The 22120-nt window shown below is 39.8% G+C and carries 22 protein-coding genes; 15 read left to right on the top strand and 7 right to left on the bottom strand.

Annotated elements, in window-relative coordinates; translation table 11 throughout:
* Positions 1-114: 114 nt before the first annotated feature.
* The 10 genes from ALW18_03545 (at position 115) to ALW18_03500 (ending at position 10584) form a co-directional block, all read left to right on the top strand.
* Positions 115-1254, top strand: coding sequence for an N-acetylmuramoyl-L-alanine amidase (locus ALW18_03545; GenBank protein ID AOE51668.1), 1140 nt, complete (start codon positions 115-117; stop codon positions 1252-1254).
* Positions 1255-1330: 76 nt separating this feature from the next.
* On the top strand, positions 1331-2290 hold the full coding sequence (locus ALW18_03540; GenBank protein AOE51667.1) for an organic solvent ABC transporter substrate-binding protein: 960 nt from the start codon (positions 1331-1333) through the stop codon (positions 2288-2290).
* Between the two features lie 30 nt (positions 2291-2320).
* Positions 2321-3652 (top strand): Fe-S oxidoreductase, encoded by a 1332-nt coding sequence (locus ALW18_03535; GenBank protein ID AOE51666.1) that lies wholly within the window; start codon positions 2321-2323, stop codon positions 3650-3652.
* On the top strand, positions 3652-4098 hold the full coding sequence (locus tag ALW18_03530; protein ID AOE51665.1) for a phosphoheptose isomerase: 447 nt from the start codon (positions 3652-3654) through the stop codon (positions 4096-4098). The genes ALW18_03535 and ALW18_03530 overlap by 1 nt, the downstream gene beginning before the upstream one ends.
* Before the next feature lie 8 nt (positions 4099-4106).
* Positions 4107-4901: a CoB--CoM heterodisulfide reductase gene (locus tag ALW18_03525; protein ID AOE51664.1), complete on the top strand. Its 795-nt coding sequence runs from the start codon at positions 4107-4109 to the stop codon at positions 4899-4901.
* A gap of 11 nt (positions 4902-4912) precedes the next feature.
* Positions 4913-5395 (top strand): ABC transporter ATPase, encoded by a 483-nt coding sequence (locus ALW18_03520; GenBank protein AOE51663.1) that lies wholly within the window; start codon positions 4913-4915, stop codon positions 5393-5395.
* A gap of 86 nt (positions 5396-5481) precedes the next feature.
* Positions 5482-8385, top strand: a complete 2904-nt coding sequence (locus ALW18_03515) for a beta-N-acetylglucosaminidase (protein AOE51662.1) — start codon at positions 5482-5484, stop codon at positions 8383-8385.
* An 83-nt stretch (positions 8386-8468) separates the two neighbouring features.
* Complete coding sequence (locus ALW18_03510; GenBank protein AOE51661.1) at positions 8469-8924, top strand: hypothetical protein; 456 nt, start codon at positions 8469-8471, stop codon at positions 8922-8924.
* A gap of 95 nt (positions 8925-9019) precedes the next feature.
* The gene (locus ALW18_03505) at positions 9020-10153 is read left to right on the top strand and encodes an N-acetyl-alpha-D-glucosaminyl L-malate synthase (protein AOE51660.1); all 1134 of its coding nucleotides are present in this window, start codon (positions 9020-9022) and stop codon (positions 10151-10153) included.
* Positions 10153-10584 carry a hypothetical protein gene (locus ALW18_03500; GenBank protein AOE51659.1) on the top strand — a complete coding sequence of 144 codons (432 nt, stop codon included), beginning with the start codon at positions 10153-10155 and terminating at the stop codon, positions 10582-10584. Before ALW18_03505 ends, ALW18_03500 begins: the two co-directional genes overlap by 1 nt.
* A 54-nt stretch (positions 10585-10638) precedes the next feature.
* Here ALW18_03500 and ALW18_03495 read toward each other — a convergent pair whose 3' ends face one another.
* The 3 genes from ALW18_03495 to ALW18_03485 form a co-directional block, all read right to left on the bottom strand.
* The gene (locus ALW18_03495) at positions 10639-11472 is read right to left on the bottom strand and encodes an endonuclease/exonuclease/phosphatase (protein AOE51658.1); all 834 of its coding nucleotides are present in this window, start codon (positions 11470-11472) and stop codon (positions 10639-10641) included.
* Between the two features lie 65 nt (positions 11473-11537).
* Complete coding sequence (locus tag ALW18_03490) at positions 11538-12119, bottom strand: hypothetical protein (protein ID AOE51657.1); 582 nt, start codon at positions 12117-12119, stop codon at positions 11538-11540.
* A gap of 59 nt (positions 12120-12178) precedes the next feature.
* Positions 12179-13456: an RNA helicase gene (locus ALW18_03485; protein AOE51656.1), complete on the bottom strand. Its 1278-nt coding sequence runs from the start codon at positions 13454-13456 to the stop codon at positions 12179-12181.
* A 149-nt stretch (positions 13457-13605) separates the two neighbouring features.
* On the opposite strand from ALW18_03485, the gene ALW18_03480 reads away from it, so the two are divergent.
* Positions 13606-14487: a cobalt-zinc-cadmium resistance protein gene (locus ALW18_03480; GenBank protein AOE51655.1), complete on the top strand. Its 882-nt coding sequence runs from the start codon at positions 13606-13608 to the stop codon at positions 14485-14487.
* Between the two features lie 3 nt (positions 14488-14490).
* Here ALW18_03480 and ALW18_03475 read toward each other — a convergent pair whose 3' ends face one another.
* Positions 14491-15525: an arginase gene (locus ALW18_03475; protein AOE51654.1), complete on the bottom strand. Its 1035-nt coding sequence runs from the start codon at positions 15523-15525 to the stop codon at positions 14491-14493.
* A gap of 102 nt (positions 15526-15627) precedes the next feature.
* On the opposite strand from ALW18_03475, the gene ALW18_03470 reads away from it, so the two are divergent.
* On the top strand, positions 15628-16503 hold the full coding sequence (locus ALW18_03470; GenBank protein ID AOE51653.1) for a hypothetical protein: 876 nt from the start codon (positions 15628-15630) through the stop codon (positions 16501-16503).
* A 50-nt stretch (positions 16504-16553) separates the two neighbouring features.
* On the opposite strand, the gene ALW18_03465 is transcribed toward ALW18_03470, so the two are convergent.
* A complete protein-coding gene (locus ALW18_03465; GenBank protein AOE51652.1) occupies positions 16554-17789 on the bottom strand; it encodes an imidazolonepropionase in 1236 nt (411 codons plus the stop codon).
* 73 nt (positions 17790-17862) lie between these two features.
* Here ALW18_03465 and ALW18_03460 point away from each other — a divergent pair, with 73 nt between their 5' ends.
* A complete protein-coding gene (locus ALW18_03460) occupies positions 17863-18945 on the top strand; it encodes a magnesium transporter (GenBank protein AOE51651.1) in 1083 nt (360 codons plus the stop codon).
* Positions 18946-18948: 3 nt separating this feature from the next.
* Positions 18949-19644 carry a hypothetical protein gene (locus ALW18_03455; protein AOE51650.1) on the top strand — a complete coding sequence of 232 codons (696 nt, stop codon included), beginning with the start codon at positions 18949-18951 and terminating at the stop codon, positions 19642-19644.
* Position 19645: 1 nt separating this feature from the next.
* On the opposite strand, the gene ALW18_03450 is transcribed toward ALW18_03455, so the two are convergent.
* Both ALW18_03450 and fumC read right to left on the bottom strand, forming a co-directional pair.
* Complete coding sequence (locus tag ALW18_03450) at positions 19646-20143, bottom strand: hypothetical protein (protein AOE51649.1); 498 nt, start codon at positions 20141-20143, stop codon at positions 19646-19648.
* A 130-nt stretch (positions 20144-20273) separates the two neighbouring features.
* A complete protein-coding gene (gene fumC / locus ALW18_03445; protein ID AOE51648.1) occupies positions 20274-21671 on the bottom strand; it encodes a fumarate hydratase in 1398 nt (465 codons plus the stop codon).
* A 218-nt stretch (positions 21672-21889) separates the two neighbouring features.
* Here fumC and ALW18_03440 point away from each other — a divergent pair, with 218 nt between their 5' ends.
* Positions 21890-22054, top strand: coding sequence for a serine hydroxymethyltransferase (locus ALW18_03440; protein ID AOE51647.1), 165 nt, complete (start codon positions 21890-21892; stop codon positions 22052-22054).
* Positions 22055-22120: the final 66 nt, after the last annotated feature.

The raw sequence follows: 22120 nt of genomic DNA, 5'->3' as shown, positions 1-22120 counted from the left end.
AATACTATTTTTGTAAAAAGTGGCTTATTTTAAAAGTGTCAAACTTACAATATTTTTGGCAAAATAAATCACTAAATGTAATTATAACACAAGCAGAAAAATATCTATATTACAATGACGGGGAACATGAATCTAAAACTGGCGTTTTTTACATTTATTGCATTTACTACTGCAACTTTTGGGCAGGATAATTCAAAATTTAAAGTTGTCCTTGACGCAGGGCACGGCGGTAAAGATTACGGTGCAATTTATCACGATTATATCGAGAAAAATATCGCGCTTAATGTAGCATTAAAGGTAGGTAAGCTTCTTGAAAAAGATCCTTCTGTAGATGTGATCTTTACACGAAAAACAGATGTCTTTATAGAACTTATCGACAGGCCGAGAATAGCGAATAAGGCTAATGCCGATATTTTCGTGTCTATACACTGCAACGGTGAGGCAAAGAAAACAGCATTTGGTACAGAGACTTTCGTGATGGGTCCAACAAAGAATGCTTCACACCTTGAAGTAGCTAAAAAGGAGAATGCTGTTATTACGTTAGAGAAAGATTATAAGGTTACCTATGGCGGATTTGATCCTAACCGACCGGAATCTTTATTAGGACTGACGTTACAGCATGAAGCTTTTATCAATCAGAGCCTTGATCTTGCAAGTAAAGTTGAAGAGAACTTTACAGATAATGTAAAGAGAAAAAAGAGAGGTGTAAAGCAGGGACCGTTTTTAGTACTTAACCAAACTGCTATGCCAAGTATTCTTATAGAACTTGGTTTTATATCGTACAAGCCGGAAGGAGAATTTTTAAGTTCAGACAGCGGGCAGGATGATATGGCAGAGGCTATTGTTAAAGCTATCCTGGCTTATAAAAAGGATTATTTTATATCGGGAAGTGTTACAAATCATGACTATAAAGAGCCTGTAGCAGTAAAAGACACAAAGCCGAAAGCAGACGATAAACCGATACCTGTTGCGGCACCTGCAGCTGCAGGATCTGCTAAAGGAGTTATATTTAAAGTTCAGATTGCCGCTAGTGGCAAGCAGCTGGAACTTGTGCCGTCTAACTTTAACGGACTTAAAGACCTGAGTAAAGATGACAGTACTGCTGTTATAAAATATTTTTACGGACAGACTTCTGACTATGATGATGCTAAAGAACTGCTGGCCCAAGCTAAAGCAAAGGGCTTTTCTTCGGCGTTTTTAGTTCCATTTAAAGACGGCAAAAAAATAAAAATGGAAGAAGCACTTAAAAAATAGAGTGTTGTAAAGCTTTAAAGTAATATTCACATTTTTGTAAAATTATTGTCCTACATTTGTTAAAAAATTATTCATTTTGAAAGTATCTAGAGAAGTTAAAACCGCGGTATTAGTTATAGGATCCATATTATTATTTATATGGGGTTATTACTTTTTAAAGGGAAGGGATCTATTTAATTCGTATAAAACATATTACGTTGTCTATAAAAATGTTGAAGGGCTTTCACCATCAGCACCTGTAACCCTTAACGGACTTATAGTAGGTAAAGTAACTTCAATAACATTTACAGATCATAAAGAAGGAGATCTTCTAATCGAAATGCAGGTTAAAACCGATTTCCCTATTTCCAAAACCAGTAATGCTACTTTATATGAGCCGGGGTTTATTGGAGGTAAGCAAATTGCGATTATCCCGAATATGAACGATAAAACTTTAGCAGAGGATAACGATTATTTCCAGGCCGGACTTAAGCCGGGAATGCTTTCTGCGGTAGGAGAAAAACTTTCTCCGCTACAAACTAAAGTTGAGGCTACTGTTGTTTCTGCGGATAGTTTATTGCACAGGGTTAATAATATATTCGACGATAAGACACAGCAAAACCTTCGCATTGCTATTGCCGAAATGAGCAATACCATGAAAGAGTTTAGCAGTGCTGCACGTTCGTTAAACGGATCGATAGCCGGAAATAAAGGAAACATTGATGCTACAATGAAAAACCTTAACCGTACCTCGGCTAACTTCGCAAAATTATCGGATTCAATAGATGCGGCTAATATTGCACAGACAGTTAGAAACCTGGAGCATTCATTGGCGAAGGTGGATAACCTTATGAACGATGTTCAGTCTGGTAAAGGTACACTTGGTAAACTTATGAAAGACGAAGCGATGTATAATAACCTTACGGATGCCTCTAAAGAGCTGAAAGAACTTTTGGCGGACTTTAAAAACAATCCTAAGCGTTACGTTCATTTCTCTGTATTTGGTAAGAAAGCTACGCCTTACACAGAAAAAGTAGTTGTTGAAGAGAAAAAATAGGAAACGGTTTAGCCCAATCACCCTTATTATATGAGCTATATAGATAATATCCTTTTTGTTGTAGTGCTTGCTGTAGGCTTTGGCTATTTTGCACTCAATGTGAAAAAACTTTTCCGCAATATAAAATTAGGAAGGGATATAGACCGTTTTGATAATCCGTCTGAGCGTTGGGGCAATATGGCTCTTATAGCACTGGGGCAATCTAAAATGGTACGTAAACCGGTAATGGGTATTTTACACATTATTGTTTACGTTGGCTTTGTAATTATAAACGTTGAGCTTCTTGAAATTATAATAGACGGTATCTTTGGTACGCACAGGCTTTTCTCATTTATGGGAGGCTTTTATAATTTCCTTATCGGCTTTTTTGAGATACTGGCTTTTGGTGTAATTTTCTCTGTTACTGTTTTCTGGATCAGACGGAATATCATCAAACTAAAAAGATTTATACATAGCGACCTTAAAGGATGGCCTAAAAGCGATGCTAACTACATTTTATACTTTGAAATGGTATTGATGGTGTTTTTCCTGACGATGAATGCTGCCGATGGGTATCTTCAGTCGATAGGGGCGCATCATTACACACAGGCCGGTGCTTTTCCTGTTTCAGGATTTTTATCGCCTATCTTCAATGGTATGTCTGAAGGGACGGTAATTATCATCGAAAGAACAGCGTGGTGGCTGCATATAGTTGGTATCATGATCTTCATGAATTACCTGTACTTTTCTAAACACCTTCACATATTACTTGCATTTCCCAACACATACTTTGCTAACCTTAAACCGAAGGGTAAATTTGAGAACCTTGATTCGGTTACCAATGAGGTTAAACTAATGATGGATCCAAATGCCGATCTGTTTGCTGCTGCACCGCCGGCTGCCGAAGGTGAGGAACCTGCCAAATTTGGTGCAAGCGATGTTCAGGATCTTAACTGGGTTCAGTTGATGAATGCCTACACGTGTACAGAATGTGGTCGTTGTACCGAATCCTGCCCGGCAAATATTACCGGAAAGAAACTTTCTCCAAGAAAGATCATGATGGATACCCGCGACAGGCTGGAAGAAGTTGGCAGAAATATTGATAAAAATAAAGGCATATTTGTTGACGACGGCAAATCGCTGCTTAACGATTATATTACCCCCGAAGAGCTATGGGCTTGTACTACCTGTAACGGTTGTGTAGAGGCCTGCCCTGTAAACATAGACCCGCTTTCTATTATCATGGATATGCGAAGGTTCCTTGTAATGGAGCAGAGTGCTGCACCTGTTGAGCTTAACGGGATGATGACAAATATTGAGAACAATGGAGCGCCATGGCAGTACAGCCAGATGGACAGGTTAAACTGGAAAGACGAAGCATAATGAAAGCGGAAGACATCGACAAAAACTTACAGCCGATTACAGAAAATGGCGAACATTTAAGCCCTATACTTCCTGATGGGATTAAAAACTACCTTATTGATATAGACGGCACTATTTGTGACGATATACCCAATGAGGAGCCCGAAAGGATGGTTACAGCGGCGGTGTATCCTGATGCATTGGAAACACTTAACGGATGGTATGATGAAGGGCATATTATATTCTTCTTTACATCGCGTACTGAGGCGCACAGGGAAATTACCGAAAACTGGCTTAAAGAGCATGGTTTTAAATACCACGGTATGCTTATGGGCAAACCAAGGGGAGGTAACTATCACTGGATAGACAACCACCTTGTTAAAGCAACACGTTACAGAGGTAAATTTACCAACCTAATTGATAAAGAAGTTACTATCCAGGTTTTTGACGACGGAAAGCACGAATAATCAAGATTATGAATCAGGAAAATTTTACAGTTCCCACGATGGCCGACATGATGGCTTCGGGACAGCAACCGGAAGTTTTATTCTGGGTTGGCTGTTCAGGAAGTTTTGATGACAGAGCTAAAAAAATAACCAAAGCATTTGTAAAGATACTTAACAGTGCAAAGGTACCTTTTGCTGTTTTGGGAACAGAAGAAAGCTGTACCGGAGACCCCGCTAAAAGAGCTGGTAATGAGTTTTTATTCCAGATGCAGGCAATGATGAATATTGAGGTACTTAATGCGTATGAGGTTAAGAAAATTGTAACCGCATGCCCACATTGCTTCAATACCATAAAAAATGAATATCCGGGACTTGGCGGAAGCTATGAGGTGGTTCACCACACGCAGTTTTTAAAATCGCTTCTGGATGATGGCAGGCTTACTATTGAAGGTGGCCAGTTTAAAGGTAAGAAAATTACGTTTCATGACCCTTGCTATCTCGGGCGTGCCAATAATATCTATGAGGCTCCGCGTGACCTTATGGAAAAACTGGATGCCGAGCTTGTAGAGATGAAACGCTCTAAACTTAACGGGCTTTGTTGTGGTGCCGGTGGTGCCCAGATGTTTAAAGAGCCTGAAAAAGGAAATAAGGATGTGAACGTAGAGAGAACAGAAGATGCTCTTGAAACTCAGCCTGAAATTATTGCAGCGGGTTGTCCGTTTTGCAATACCATGCTAACTGATGGCGTTAAAGCTAAAAACAGGGAGCATGACGTTAAAGTAATGGATGTGGCAGAATTAATTGCCAATGCGAAGGATTTATAAGAAAAACAATTATGTACGTTCCGTTTGAAACACTGCCTGAAGAATCCAGAATTTGGATTTACCAGTCGAACAGGAAATTTTCTGAAGAGGAAGTTTCCGAGATAGAAGCATCACTACAAGCATTTCTTGAAGGCTGGGCAGCTCATGGCGCCGGACTTGAGGCTTCTTATCAAATAAAATACAACAGATTTATTATTATCGCGATTAATCAGGAGGTTCAGGCTGCTACAGGCTGTTCTATAGATGCATCTGTACAGTTTATACAGGCGTTGGAACAAAAGTTTGGAGTTGACCTGCTGGATAAGATGAATGTAACCTTTAAACTGGGGGAACATATCGCTTATAAAACGCTTATCGACTTTAAGAAAATGGCGAAAGAAAAAGCCGTATCTGCTAATACCATTGTGTTTAATAATTTAGTGAATACCGTAGGAGAATGGCAGGATTATTGGGAAGTACCTGCAGGAGAAAGCTGGCACAGTCGCTTTTTTTAGCATACTTTACACCAATAGAACAATATAAGAATCATCATTAGCAATCGGTAATGATGATTTGTTATTTAAAAAAATACAATTATTTAATGAGGTTTTTCATAGTAGTTTTCTTGTTAGCCGTTCAGGTTGTATCTGCCCAAAAGGCACGTGTTTTCAGTGATTATAAGTCAGAAGCTGAGAGAAAATGGGTAGACAGCGTGTACAATGGCTTTTCTTTCGAGGAAAAAGTCGGACAGCTGTTTATGGTCGCTGCTTATTCTAATAAAGACTCTGCCCATGTAAGGGGGATAGATAAACTTATTATGGACTATAAGATCGGCGGGCTTATTTTTTTTCAGGGTGGTCCGGTTAGGCAGGCAAGGCTTACCAACCGTTTTCAGTCGAAAGCAAAACTACCGTTATTCATCGGCATTGATGCAGAATGGGGCTTAAGCATGAGGCTTGATTCTACTTATCGCTATCCGTGGAATATGACACTTGGTGCAGTGCAGGATATGAAACTCATTGAAAAAATGGGTCAGCAGATGGCTATCCAGGCAAAACGAATGGGTATCCATTTTAACTTTGCACCTGTATTAGATATCAATACAAATCCTGTTAATCCTATCATCGGTAACCGATCGTTTGGTGAAGATAGGTTTAAGGTTACCGAAAGGGCATCAGCATTGATGCGTGGTATACAAAGCCAGGGTGTATTTGCTACAGGAAAACACTTTCCGGGGCATGGAGATACTTCAACCGATTCGCACCACTCATTACCTTTCTTGAACTTTACAAAAGAACGACTTTACGATATTGAATTTTATCCTTACAGGAAACTGTTTGCGGAGGGCTTGTCCAGTATAATGGTCGCGCACCTTAATGTGCCAAGCCTTGAGCCTACGAAGAACTATCCTACATCACTATCGTATAATGTGGTGACGAATATTGTTCAGGATGAGCTGGGCTTTAAAGGCCTTATTTTTACCGATGCGCTTAATATGAAAGGTGCCAGCGGCTACATGCAACCGGGAGACATAGACCTTGAGGCATTTTTAGCGGGTAACGATGTGTTACTGTTTGCAGAAAATGTACCTGTGGCTATAGAAAAGTTCCGTCAGGCGTATGCTGATAGTACTTTATCTGATGAACGTTTACAGTTTTCGGTAAAGAAAATATTAGCATATAAATTCAGGGGAGGGCTTAATAAATATAAGCCTATCGACCTTAAAAATTTATACAATGAACTTAACGGACATGAGTACGACGACCTGAATTACCAATTGTACGAAAATGCAGTTACGGTTTTAAAGAATGATCAGGAAGTAGTACCGGTTATGGATATTGAAAAAGAAAAGATAGCCTATGTAAAGTTGGGTGATGATGACGGTTCGGTTTACCTGAAGACGCTTCAGAAATATGCAGACGTTACCGAAGTTCAGGAGGATACACTTAAGATACTTTCGGCTAAACTTAAAGATTATACCACAGTTATTGTGGGTTATCATAAGGCTGATGGCGCATGGAAAAAACACGAATTATCGGCTAAGGAGCTGGTATGGCTTGATACTATCGCTAAAAACAAACGTGTAATATTTACGCATTTTGCCAAGCCGTATTCGCTAATGCCTATTAAAAGCTTTAAGAATATTAAAACGGTTGTGCTTGCGTACCAAAATAATGAGATATCGCAGACCGTTGCCGCCGAAATTGTTTTTGGTGCTTTAGGCTCTAAAGGGCAATTACCGGTAACGTTAGGATCTTCGTTTAAACTTAATGATGGATTGTTTACCAAAACAACCAACAGGCTCGGATTTACTACGCCTGAAAACGTAGCTATGAGCTCGGCTAAGCTAAGTAAGATCGATTTGATTGCACAACGTGCTATTAATGAGAAGATGACACCCGGACTACAGGTACTTGTGGCACGAAAGGGAAAAGTCATTTATCAGAAATCGTTTGGTTACCATACCTATGATAATGATGTGAAAGTAAAAAATGCCGATGTATATGATGTTGCATCATTAACAAAGATACTTGCTACTTTGCCTAACCTTATGCAATTGTACGATAAAGGAAAAGTGAACCTTGATGCTAAACTAGGGGATATGCTTCTGGCTTTTGCTGATACCGACAAGAAAAACATTACGCTGAAAGATATGTTGTTACACCAGGCACGTTTCCAGGCATGGATACCTTTCTATCAGGAAACGCTTGACAGCAACAAGAGGCCGGATTCGCTGTTATACAGGAAAATGTATAGTGCAGAATTTCCTAATCAGGTGGCGGAAAACCTTTTCCTTGTAAAAGGGTATGAAGATACAATCGTGAAACGCATTGCCGATAGTAAACTGCTTAAGAAAAAAGAATATAAATACAGCGACTTCTCCTTTATACTGCTTAAAGAATATCTTGAAAATATGACGGGCAAACCGCTTGATGTATTGAGTCAGGACGCCTTTTATAAGCCACTTGGGGCGGCATATACATCATATAACCCTTTGCGTAAATGGGATATGTGTAACATACCGCCAACAGAAATTGATAACTATTTCCGTTACCAGGTAATTCAGGGATATGTTCATGATATGGGCGCAGCGATGGAAGATGGTATTGCGGGCCATGCAGGGCTATTCTCTAATGCTATGGATGTTGCCAAGATCATGCAGATGTATCTTCAAAAAGGTAACTATGGTGGTAAGCAGTATTTTTCGGCTAAAACATTTGATACCTTTAATACGTGCTATGCCTGTAAGGAGGGTAATAGGAGGGGACTTGGATTTGATAAGCCACAGATTGAAAAATCGGGGCCAACATGCGGATGTGTTTCTAAGTCGAGCTTTGGGCACACTGGTTTTACAGGTACTATGACTTGGGCAGATCCCGAAACGGAAATCGTGTATGTGTTCCTGTCTAACCGTACGTATCCGGAAGCATCGGAAAACAGGCTTTCTAAGGAAAACATCAGGGAAGATATTCAGAAAGCAATTCAGGACGCAATTATAGAATAAACGATCATTTGGTTATTTGGTGATTCGGTAATTTGAATTGATAAACATAATAGCAAGGTAACCAAAACTATAAACCTAAGAATATGCAATCGTCAGCAACTACACCGCAGGAATATATAGATAGCCTTCCCGAGGACAGGAAAGCGGCTATAGAAAAGCTTAGAGAGGTAATTTCTACTAACCTTCCTTCAGGTTTTGAGGAATGCATTAGTTACGGTATGCTGGGATGGGTTATTCCGCATGCAATCTATGCGCCGGGCTACCATTGCGACCCAAAGCTGCCATTGCCGTTTTTAAGTATCGCTTCCCAAAAGAATTTCGTCGCCGTCTACCACATGGGTGTTTACGCCGATGCAGCATTATACGATTGGTTCGTGGGTGAATTTCCTAACCATAGCAAGTTTAAACTGGATATGGGGAAGAGTTGCATCCGGTTCAAAAAACCGGAAGCTATTCCGTATGAACTTATAGGACAGCTGGTTTCTAAAATGACTCCGCAAAACTGGATAGACCTTTATGAAAAGATGCTGAAACGCTAGTTTTCATGACAGATAACTATTACGTTAATTTCAATACCAAAACAGGCGTAGCCTGTTTTTTTTATGTAATTTCGTTACCTTTATTTTGACATTATATGAAAATCGCAATAGTTTGTTATCCAACCTTTGGAGGTAGTGGTGTTGTTGCTACCGAACTTGGATTGGAACTGGCCCGAAGGGGTCATGAAATTCACTTTATTACTTACAGCCAACCCGTTCGATTGGCTTTACTTAACCCCAATATACATTACCACGAAGTACACGTTCCCGAATATCCTTTGTTTCATTACCAGCCGTATGAGTTAGCGCTTTCAAGCAAGCTTGTAGACATGGTAAAGTTACATGGAATTGAATTGCTGCATGTTCACTATGCTATTCCACACGCGTATGCTGGGTATATGGCTAAGAAAATGCTGAAAGAACAGGGAATTAGGATTCCTATGGTTACAACGCTTCACGGTACAGATATTACACTGGTAGGTAACCACCCGTTCTATAAACCGGCAGTAAGCTTTAGTATTAATCATTCAGATATCGTAACTTCGGTATCTCAGGACTTAAAAGACGCTACCTACCGACTTTTTGATATAAAAAGGGATATAGAAGTTATCCCGAACTTTATAGAGATAGATAAAAGCCGTATCGATGAAACGTCTGAATGCCATCGTTCGTTAATGGCTACAGAAACACAGAAGATTTTAACCCATATTAGTAACTTCAGGAAAGTAAAACGTATCCCTGATGTTATAAGGATATTCAATGAGGTGCAGAAAGTTATGCCTGCAAAACTAATGATGGTGGGAGATGGCCCCGAGAAAGCTCCGGCAGAAGCACTTTGTGAAGAGCTGGGTATTAGCGATAAGGTTATCTTTTTTGGAAATAGCAACGAGATCAGTAAGATCTTGTGTTTCTCCGACCTTTTCCTTTTACCATCGGAAACAGAAAGTTTCGGACTTGCAGCACTTGAGGCAATGGCAAGTGGAGTACCGGTAATTTCTAGTAATACTGGGGGACTACCGGAAGTGAATAGAGAGGGTTACTCGGGTTACCTTAGTAATGTTGGTGATATAGATGATATGGCGCAAAAAGCAATATCTATATTGTCTGACGATAATGTACTGTTTGAATTTAAGTCTAACGCGCTTAAGGTTGCCCAGGAGTTTGACATACAGGCAGTAATGCCAATGTATGAAAGGGTATACCGAAAAGCTTTAAAAATGCATAAATAATGAAAAAGATCTTAATGCTTAGCGTATTGCTGCTTACCGTAATTACGGGATGCTCAACGAAACAGGGAACTGCGACAGATTCTAAAAACTCCTACACTATTTTAAAACAAGGTGAGTATGGAGGAAGGGAAACAGAGTCATATGAAGTAATTCATACCCAGGAGGAACTGGATGTTATTTTCAGGGAATTAAATCTTGAAAAAGCACCTGCTGTAAACTTTGCCGAAAACAATGTTGTGGTGTTATTCCTTGGTCAGAAAAATTCAGGAGGCAACAGTATTGGTATAAAGAGTGTACAGTTTAACGGCGACACTGCTACTATAAATGTAGAGAAAAACAGCCCTCAGGAAGGCGGTATGGTAACTATGGCAATTACGAATCCGTTTTGTGTTGCTGCACTTACAAAGACAGCAAAAGTGGTTGTTAAGTAACAATATATTATTTTGAAAAAACGAAAAGCCCTGAATCATTTCAGGGCTTTTTGATTACTTCACTTTTAATTCAACATATACAGGAAAATGGTCTGAAGGATAACGGTTAGATTTTAATTCTTCAATAACCCTATAATTCGTTACATCGACACCATTTTTAGGAACGAATATATAATCGATACGTTTAGTAGCTGGTTCATCTGTATTAAAATTATTGAAAGTTGCAACCGGGCCGCTTACTTTTTTGGCAACTTTTTTAGCGTCGGATAGGTCTGCACCTAGAAGCTTAATGCTTTCGCTGTCGTCTTCAAGGTTAAAATCTCCCGTAAGGGCAAAAGGAAGATTTTCTGTATTCACTTCCTTTATTTTAGCCAATATCATTCTAGCGCTGTTAACACGTGCAACATCGCCTATATGGTCAAAATGGGTATTGAATATCCATATCTTCTTTTTGGTCTTACTATTTTCAAAAAGGCCGTAGGTGCATACCCTTCTGCAGGCAGCATCCCAGCCAAAAGAAGCTTTGTCAGGAGTTTCAGATAACCAAAATGTCGATTGCTGCAACATTTTGTATTGCGATGCATTGTAAAATATTGCCGAGAATTCGCCGTCGCGTTTACCATCATCCCTGCCAACACCTATGTATTTATAACCTTTAAGATTTGCATTGAGATAGTCTATCTGCTGTGGAAGTGCCTCCTGAACGCCCATAAAATCAGGGGATAGTTTCAGCACCTGGGCAGTCAGCATATCTTTACGGTTATCCCAGCGGTTTTCGCCATCGCTGGCTACATCCAGCCGGATGTTATAACTCATTACTTTTACATTTTGTGCAGTAGTACTGGCGAATGTAAAAATTAGGATAATTGATGTTACTATTTGTTTCATAGTTGATTGGTTTGAATGAGATAGGTAACTATAAAAAACGCCGGTAATCCCGACGTTATGAAAATTTATTGAGATGTAAGTCCGAAGAATCTAAATACCCCGTTAACTTTTACAAACTGAAATGCATGGCTGGTTCCTTTGTGCCCTTTGGATAACTCATCAGGCTTATACGTCTGAACCCAAACTTCATATACCTTAAGGTCTTCGGGAGCATCCTTGGGTAAAAACTCAGGTTTAAAGTCTTTTAAGATCATGCTGTTGAAAGCATACCCTCTTTTAGTTACGGCTTTATATACCGGAGATTTTTTAAAATCTGACGCTACCGTAATATAGAATATTTCGTTAGGTACAAAGTGGGTAACATCACCGGCTTCACCAGATGCGGGACATTCGGCACAATCAACCTGTTTAAGGCTTATCGAACTGAAGGATTGTTTATTCTGTGATTCTAACGCTTTAAAGAAAGCTACGAATGTTTTATCAAGCTCATCCCATTCTGCGGCTGTAGTTGCTTTTATGACCGCAGCAGGTTTTGCAGGCGAGACAACCGGTTTTGTGGCTACTGGTTTTGCAGGTGCAGTTTTCTTTTTTGTCTGCGACCATCCCGATGTGCAGACGAATAGAAGAGATATAATTAGGTATTTCATGTTTCTATTTTATTCGGGCGAAGATAATTAATCTATGTTATAACGCAAAAACGCTGGTATTAATACCAGCGTTTTTTATTTTTTTTCGAAGCTTCAGATTTTCTGGAGTTAGCGTTTCCTCCGTTTCCGGCAGGCTTGTTTTTATTCTTATTCCTAAGATCGGGTTTTTTCTTTTCACCCGGTGCCGGAGCAACTTCCTCAGGGTATGGATAAGGGTGACCGTCGATAACCTTTATCTGGAGACGGATAAGCTTTTCGATATCTTTTAGGTAAGGAAGTTCGTCTTTGCTGCAAAACGATATAGATAATCCTTCTCTTCCTGCTCTTCCGGTACGGCCAATACGGTGTACATAGGTTTCAGGAATATTAGGAAGGTCAAAGTTTATAACGTAAGGCAGGCTTTCAATATCAATACCACGGGCAGCGATATCGGTAGCAACAAGTACGCCCACTTCTTTATTTTTAAACTGGTCTAACACACGCTGTCTTGCTCCCTGCGATTTATCACCGTGGATAGCACCTGCTTCAACGCCATTTTTCTTAAGTGCTTTTACAACATTGTCTGCTCCATGTTTTGTACGTGTAAACACAAGCACGTTATCAAGGTTTTCGTTGCGTATAAGGTGGTAAAGCAGTTTACGCTTGTCTCCCTTATCTACGAAGTATATTTGCTGTTTAACTCTTTCTGCTGTTGACGATATAGGTGCTACAGAAACGTATTTTGGTTTGGTAAGGAAACTATCTGCCAGTTCGCGTATAGCTACAGGCATAGTAGCAGAAAACAATAGTGTCTGCCTGTTATCAGGTGTAAGTTTGATAATTTTCTTTACATCGTTAATAAAGCCCATGTCCAGCATCTGGTCAGCCTCATCAAGTACAAGTGTGTGCAGATGATCTAGATTGATGAATCCCTGTTTGTGGAGGTCAAGCAGCCTTCCAGGGGTAGCAATAAGAATGTCTACACCTTTTTTAAGCTGATCTGTTTGTGAAACCTGGTTTACACCGCCAAAAATGGTTAGCTGGCGAATGTTTGTATATTTTCCGTATGTGTCAAAGCTTTCGCCTATCTGTAAAGCAAGTTCACGAGTAGGTGTAACTACAAGTGTGCGGATGTATTTAACTTTTTTAGCCGAGCCTACAATGTGGTGCAGCGAGTTAAGTATAGGAATGGCAAAGGCAGCGGTTTTACCCGTACCTGTCTGCGCGCAGCCTACGAGGTCGGTTCCTTCTAAAATAATAGGGATGGCCTGTTCCTGTATCGGGGTAGGGTTTTCATACCCTTCGTCTGCAAGTGCCTGTTGTATATTTTTAAGTAATTTAAGATCCTGAAATGTCATGTATAAGTAATATTAAGTACTCTGTGTTAAGTACTAAAGAATGTGCAAAGATAGGCGAAAAAAATTAAGTCCCCGATTTAGGCTTCGGGCTTTTAAAATCAGTATTTTTACAGGCTCAAATTTACCCGTGGCATATACCAATTTTTATTATGGCAATATCTGAAAATAAAGGCTTACAATCTACATTTGTCGGAATAGTGGTCAGCGGTATACTGGCTATACTAAAGGCATTGGGCGGTATATTTGGTAACTCTTATGCGCTTATTGCCGATGCTATAGAATCTACAGCCGATATCTTTACATCGAGTATGTTGTGGCTCGGACTAAAGTGGGCTTCCAAACCAGCCGATGAAGACCACCCATACGGACACGGTAAAGCAGAAGCGCTTATTGCTATTGGTATAGGTGCAGCCCTTACCATTGCTGCATTTGTAATAGGCAAGGAGAGCGTTCATAATATTTTAACCCCGCACAAAAGCCCTAAACCTTACACGCTTATAATATTACTGGTTGTTATCGCTACCAAAGAAATATTATACCGCTATGTTAAGAAAACCGGACAGGACCTGAACAGCGATGCAATTAAGGCAGACGCTTTTCATCATAGGAGTGATGCTATCACTTCGGCAGCCGCATTTGTGGGAATTTCCATTGCATTAATAGGGGGAGAGGGGTATGAAGTTGCCGATGATTATGCCGCATTATTTGCAGGCGTAATTATCCTTATCAATGTCTACCAGATCGTCAGGCCTGCTATTGGCGAACTTTTAGATGAAGACCTTGACCCGTCGTTAAACACTAAAGTAAGGGCACTTGCTGCAGAAGTACAAGGGGTAACCAATGTAGAGAAATGCCATACCCGTAAAATGGGCGTTCTTAACCACGCCGACCTTCATATATGGGTGGACGGGGATTTATCTGTAACCGAAGGGCATACTATTGCGCATGCAGTTAAAGACCACATACAGCAGGCTTTACCGCAGTTTGCAGATGTTATGATTCATATTGAGCCCGATGGGCACCACCACTAAAATTTAATGATCACCTTTTGCTTTCATAAAGTCGGTGATAAGATAGGCCATTAGTTTCCCGCTAATGTGGCTGTTCTTCTCGTTATCCAGATCGGGGGCACCCTCGCATAAATGCAGGTAGGCTGCATGTTTATGCTGGCCGAAGTAATGCAAAAACTGCCTTGCTTTTTCAACACTAAAGCCACTTGGCGTTATAGCACTGCTTGCAATATTAAGCATAGCATCAAGATCCATTTCAATACCAAAAGGCTCATCACTTATAAACGACAGGGCAAATACTTTTTCTTCCGAAAAGCTCTTTTCTTTTCGAACCGATATTTGCTCGTAGGTATTGAATTTAATAGCATCGCTGTGTTTTTTGATGGTCTCCATGACACCTTTTGATGTATAGTTTTCATGAAGTCCAAAAATAAAATAACGCTTTAGAAAACCTTCCTCAAAAGCATAGGAGAAACCATTTCCGCTATGGCGGCCTTCCAACACCCTGAAATCGGTATGAGCGTCAAAATTTATGGCGTTTACAGGCTTTCCTTTGGCTAGGGCAGTACCCTTAATATTTCCATAGGCGTTATTATGGCCTCCGCCGATAATAATTGGCGTTTTTCCGGCAAGGATAATCTGGCAGACAGCATGTGCAACATCCTTATCAATTTTTTCAACCAGTTCAGATAGTGCTTTACGGCCTTCGGTGGTTGTAGCATCAAGGGTTTCTGCGGTTTTCATTGACTCCTCTACATCAATTTTACCAAGAATAAGCAGGTTGCTGCCTTTGGTGAATTTGTTGTGCTGAAGATTCACGATGCTTTTTATAGCCGATTCCCAGGCAGATGCTGTGCCGGGCCTGCCAAAGTTGGCGCGTACCCCGATATCTTCCGGAATTCCTAAAAGCACAAACTGGGCATCGCAGGATTTTAAGAAATCTATTGTATTTTCTTCTTTTGGCACTGTTAGTATCCTTTCGCCGAATTTAATCTCCCCGCTGCGTTGTGAAGTGTACTTTGTAAGGTCGTTTACAGTGAACCTGATGATGTTTTCCATGATAATTTTGTTGGAGTCAAAAATACTATTTTCCGCTAATTTTACGTTAAAATGATAACGCCAAATTAAAATATATATAAATTTGGGAAAAATATTTTAACAATGGAAAATCAAAAAAGTAACTCTAGCTTAAAGGCTATTATCGTAGTATTAGCGATACTACTTGTGGGAAGCCTTGCTTACATGTACAAAATGAGTACAGATAGCGAGACTACAGAAAAAACGTTAATGTCTGAAAAAGACAAGCTTGTGCACGATCTTGAGGAAACCAAAGCCAGTTATGATGCAGCGATTGCAGACAATTCTTCGCTTAAAGGAGACTTAGAAGCAGAGCGTGCAAAAATTGAAGAACTGCTTGCTGAAGTTAAAAAATCTAAAGGTGATGCTGCTGCACTTGCGCGTTACAAAAACGATTATTTTAAACTTAAGCGTGAGCACGACTCTCTTTTAGCTGAAAATAAGGTGCTAAAAGGAGAAAATGCAAACCTTATGGCGCAACGCGACAGTACTAGGAATGCACTTGACGAAACAAGAAGGTATAATGATACCCTTATGTCTCAAAACGATAACCTTTCAAGAAAAGTTGAAAAGGCATCTAAAGTTTCTGTTCTTAACATTAAAGCAGAGCCGTTTAAAGAGAAAAGCTCAGGTAAGCTTGTTGAAACTTCAAGAGCGAAACGTGTTGATGTTCTTAAAATCAGCTTTACACTTGCAGCTAATGAAGTTGCTATGTCGGGTAACAAAATGTACTATGTACAGGTAATTGACCCGAATAATAATGTAATAGGCGAAAAAGCGACAGAAGTGTTTGGAGACAAAACACTAACATATAGCTTTATTACTAATGCTATCTATCAAAACAAAACTATGGATGTAAGCGAGACTGTTTCCGGACAGGATTTTGCTAAGGGTCTATACCACGTAAACGTCTTTGATAAAGGACAACTTGCGGGTAACACTACATTTACATTGAAATAAGAAAAAAATAATAAGGTATGAAAATGGAGCCATTAGGCTCCATTTTTATTTTATACCGTTTTACCTTCAATAATAACCGATTCTATTAGATTAGTTCCAAAAGCGTAAGGTAGCTGATAGTATGAGGCAATTGGCTGGGTAATGATAAGGTTTGCCCTTTTGCCAACGGTAATACTACCGTGGGTTTCTGTTAATCCCATTGCATACGCACCGTTTATAGTTGCAGCATTAATGGCCTCCTCCGGGGTCATTTTCATTTTAATGCATGCTGTCGCTATAACAAGATTCATATTACCTGATGGGGTAGTGCCCGGATTAAAATCGGTAGCCAGTGCCAACGGAAGTCCGGCTTCCATCATTTTGCGTGCCGGTGTATACGGAATACTTATAAAAAAAGAGCAGGTAGGCAAAGCAACAGGCATGGTATTGCTGTCTTTTAAAGCCTCAATATCTTCATCGGTAACAATTTCCAGGTGGTCTACACTTAGCGCATCATGTTTAACACAGGCCTCGATACCATTTATAGCGGTAAACTGGTTAACGTGAATTTTGGCAGGCATGCCGTATTTTTTTCCGGCTTCCATAATGCGTTCGGTTTCTTCAACAGAAAAATAACCTGTTTCAAGAAAAGCATCAATATAGTCGGCCAGCTTCTCCTCGGCGATTTTCGGCAGCATTTCGTTTACAATCAAATCAATGTAGCCACTATGGTTTTCTTTATATTCGGCAGGAAAAGCATGTGCTCCTAAAAACGTAGCCTTTATGGCTACAGGAGATTCTTCTTTAAGGCGTTTTATAACACGAAGCATCTTCAGTTCGCCTTCAACGGTAAGTCCGTAACCCGATTTTATCTCAACAGCCCCTGTTCCCTGCTGCATAACTTCTTCAAGACGCTGCTTAGATTGCTCGTAAATATCATCCTCGCTGCTCTCATTGAGTTTTTTGGCAGAATTAAGTATACCGCCCCCGCGGTTGAATATCTCCTCATAGGTAAGCCCATTTATCCTGTCTACAAATTCCTGAACGCGGTTGCCGGCATATACAATATGGGTGTGGCTGTCGCACCATGCAGGTAGTACTGCTTTTCCAGCGGCATCAATAATGGTAAGACCCGCTGTATCGGGGCAGGAGTCCATTGTGCCGTAACCGGCGATAAGATTATCCTCAATAAGCAGCCAGGCGTTGTTAAGTAGCGGCAGATGAGCCATTTCCTTTCCGGAAACTTTTGTAATGCCTGCTTCACGCACCTGTAACAGCTCTTTTATATTTATAATAAGGGTTTTCATGAATTAAACTTTTTGTAAAAATAGAATGGATTTTTAAAAAACGCCTATATTTATAGGAAGAAATACTGTATTTGTGAAAAGAATTAAATACAACAAAGTACGTAAAGTACAGCCGTATAACTTTGAGTATACAGGCGAATACAAAACCGATCCCGTAACTATGCAGCTATTCGTTTTTGATGAAGAAGGCTACGAAGAATACAGCAATGTATCGCTGGACAGGGTAATTAACGAATGCAAAGATGAACTTCAGGCGAATGACGTTAAGTGGCTGAATGTTCATGGTCTTCACGATGTAGAACTTATAAAGAAAATTGCTGCACTATTTCAGGTAGAACCTTTTATTGTTGGTGATATTTTAAATACTTCAAGGCGTACCCGTATTGAAGAACTTGGCGATGTGCTGTTTTTTAGCGTAAAGTCGGTATTGCCGGAAGAGGAGGAGGGCAGCATTAAAACCGAACAGGTGAGCTTTCTGCTAAAAGACAATGTTATAGTCTCTTTCCAGGAAAAGAAAAGCGACTACTTTGCGCACATTCGCGAGCGTATACGTACCGGAGGTGGTATTGTTCGCAAAAAGAAAAACGACTATTTACTTTACCTGCTTCTGGATGCTATCATGGAAAACTTCTTTTTGACAATTGAGCGTTATGAAGACAGGGTGGAAGCATTGCACGATGGCAAAGTAAACTACAAAGTAGATTTTATTGCAAGTATAGAGAAAAGCCGAGACAACCTTAACTATATAAAGCGTGCTATTGCGCCTCTTCGGGATGCGCTGTATAACCTTAAGAGCCAAAAAGATGAATTTGAAGATTATGAAACCATAAACAAATCCAGCCATACGTTTTTTGCGCGCCTGCACCAAAAATGCCTTGAAATGCTGGATCAGGTGGAGTATGACCTTACCTCACTGGATAGCGCTTCCAACTTTCATTTTTCGGCGCAAAGCCAAAGAATGAACCAGATTATGAAGACACTTACCATATTCTCGGTTATCTTTATGCCGCTTACATTTATTGTAGGGGTGTATGGAATGAACTTTGATAATATGCCAGAACTTCGTACAGAGAATGGCTATTACTGGGTACTGGGAATCATGGCTTTTATAGCGATATGCATGACAATTTATTTTAAAAAGAAAGACTGGTTTTAATATATGGAAAAGTTTAAAAGCGATATATCAGGGAAAGAATTTCCAGGTAATGAAAAAGTTTCTGCTAAAATGGTTCGTCAGCCTATTTACGATGTAATAAAACAGGAAAATCCGCTTTTTGACGACAGCTGTCATCTTTCTGTAACTGAACTGAACCAGTATCGTGAAAAATATATTACAGAATTTCTGGAACGCGAACTCGGTGATCTATCAGCAACCGAAGCTAAAGTTGTAGAGTCTCTTAAAAACAAAACGTTGTTAGCTGATGATCCTGACGATGACGATGCGAAAAGTACTTTTGGGCAACGTGTTGCTGACAGAGTTGCATCCTTTGGAGGTAGTTGGACATTTATTATTATTTTTATAACAATACTTGCCGCCTGGATAGCAGGGAATGTATTGCTGCTGGCTAATAAAGGATTTGACCCATACCCTTTTATTCTTCTAAATTTAATACTTTCCTGCGTTGCTGCACTTCAGGCGCCGGTTATTATGATGAGTCAAAACCGACAAGGAGAAAAAGACCGTGAAAAAGCGCAGAATGATTATATGATCAACTTAAAATCAGAACTTGAAATAAGAATGCTGCATGAAAAAATAGACCATTTAGTATTGCATCAGGAACAATCACTAATTGAAATACAAAGGGTACAGATTGAGATGATGAATGATATACTGAAACGTATGGAAAAAAAGTAGCTTATTTCAGCATTAGCTGCATAAATAATAAGTCTAACCAGCGATCGAATTTGTAGCCTGTCTGTTTGAGTACACCTTCTTCGGTGAAGCCAAATTTCCTGTGAAATTCTATGCTTCCTTTGTTTTCTGCGTCGATGCAGCCTATCATTGTATGAAGCCTCTGTTCTTTAGCCAGGGCGATTAGTTCTGTCATCAGTAATTTACCAATGCCTTTTCCATTAAAGTTTTCAGCTACATAAACTGAATGCTCTACTGTAAATCTAAAGCCGACTTTAAACCGGAATGTTCCGTAGGTTGCATATCCTGCGATTTTACCCTCTAATTCTGCTACAATAACAGGCCAGTTATCCTTTTGCCTGTCGCCAAACCATAGTTCCATATCGGCTAATGAACGCGTATCATAGTCATAAATAGCTGTGCTATGCAGTATATTATGATTGACGATTTCCAGTATTTCAGGAAGGTCTTTAATTTCGGCAGGGCGGATGATGGTTTGCATAGTCAAATATAGAAATTTTTAAAGGCACGAATTACACGATTTGACACAAATGAAAAATTTAATTAGCGCCAGTCGTAGCCAAAAAAAAGCCCTCTTTTCAGAAGGCTTTTGGTTTATTATAGAGGAAGGATTATTTTAACGATCCAACCATATCTTCAGGTTTAACCCATGCATCAAAATCTTCCGGAGTTACATATCCAAGACGAACAGCTTCGTCTTTAAGTGTGGTTCCGTTTTTGTGTGCAGTTTGTGCAATTTCAGCAGCTTTATAGTAACCAATTTTGGTGTTAAGCGCAGTAACAAGCATAAGAGAGTTGTCTACAAGTTCCTTAATACGTACATAGTTAGGCTCAATACCCTGTGCACAATGCTCGTCGAATGATACACAAGCATCTCCTAACAATCTTGCTGACTGAAGGAAGTTGGCAGCCATTAACGGTTTAAACACATTAAGCTCGTAATGACCCTGAGTGCCACCAATTGTAATAGTAACATCGTTACCCATAACCTGAGCACAAACCATAGTAAGTGCCTCACATTGCGTAGGGTTAACTTTACCCGGCATGATAGAAGATCCCGGCTCGTTTTCAGGGATAAGGATTTCTCCAATACCGGAACGTGGTCCTGATGCCATCATACGGATGTCATTCGCTATTTTATTAAGTGAAACAGCAAGTTGTTTAAGGGCACCATGCGTTTCTACAATAGCATCGTGAGCAGCAAGTGCTTCGAATTTGTTTTCAGCTGTAACAAACGGATGACCTGTAAATTTAGCAATGTACTCAGCTACTTTTACATCGTAACCATCAGGAGTGTTAAGTCCTGTGCCTACTGCAGTACCACCAAGGGCTACCTCTGCAAGATGTGCCAGTGTATTTTTAACAGCTTTAAGTCCGTAGTTTAGTTGCGCAACGTAACCCGAAAGCTCCTGACCTAAAGTTAGGGGAGTAGCGTCCATTAAGTGGGTACGGCCAATTTTAACCACATTCATAAATTCTTTTGATTTTGCCTGAAGTGTATCGCGAAGTTTTTCAACTCCGGGAATTGTTACTTCTACAACAGCTTTATAAGCTGCAATGTGCATACCTGTTGGGTAGGTATCATTTGATGATTGCGATTTGTTTACATCATCATTAGCTTTAAGTACCGGTTCGCCTTCGCCAATTTTACCTCCGGCTAGTACCTGAGCCCTGTTAGCAACCACTTCGTTAACGTTCATGTTACTTTGTGTACCAGAACCTGTTTGCCAAATTACAAGCGGAAACTCGTCATCAAGTTTACCGGCAAGTATTTCGTCGCAAACCTGTGCAATAGCATCACGTTTTTCTACAGATAATACGCCAAGATCGTGGTTAGCATAAGCTGCAGCCTTTTTAAGGTACGCAAAGCCTTCTACGATTTCTTTTGGCATAGATCCCGAAGGGCCTATTTTAAAGTTATTCCTTGAACGCTCAGTTTGTGCACCCCAGTATTTCTCTGCGGGTACCTGTACTTCACCCATGGTGTCTTTTTCAATCCTGTATTCCATTTTCAGAATGTTTTATTGTTGTATTTGTTTGTTAAAGCTAATGGCTGCCTAAGTGCCTGAACGTGTGCCGGGCACTTTTAAGAGCCTGCCAAAAATACGCATTATACACAGGTTTAAAAAATGATTTGCTAAATAATTTATACTCATTTTAAGTAGCAGTTGTTGGTTAAAATAAATATTCGCCTTATATTTGGGGCTGAATTCAAACAATCTGAAAAATGGAATTTACACAATACTTAGGTTTTCTAGCTTTCCTTACCATCATCTCAATAGGCTTTTGGTTAATGATGTTCCTTGTACCTTTTGTAATGTACTGGGTAACCGGTGGTGCTATAGAACTTTATAAAGAAAGAGCAGCTCAGAAAAAACTAAACAATAAGTAATAATCGTATTGTTTCTACATAAAAAAGCCCTGATAAATATTTATCAGGGCTTTTTTATGTTTTGTT

Source organism: Flavobacterium psychrophilum (genome assembly GCA_001708385.1).
GTDB lineage: Bacteria > Bacteroidota > Bacteroidia > Flavobacteriales > Flavobacteriaceae > Flavobacterium > Flavobacterium psychrophilum_A.
Note: the sequence above shows the minus strand (reverse complement) of the source record. Positions and strands in the feature narration are given on the sequence as shown.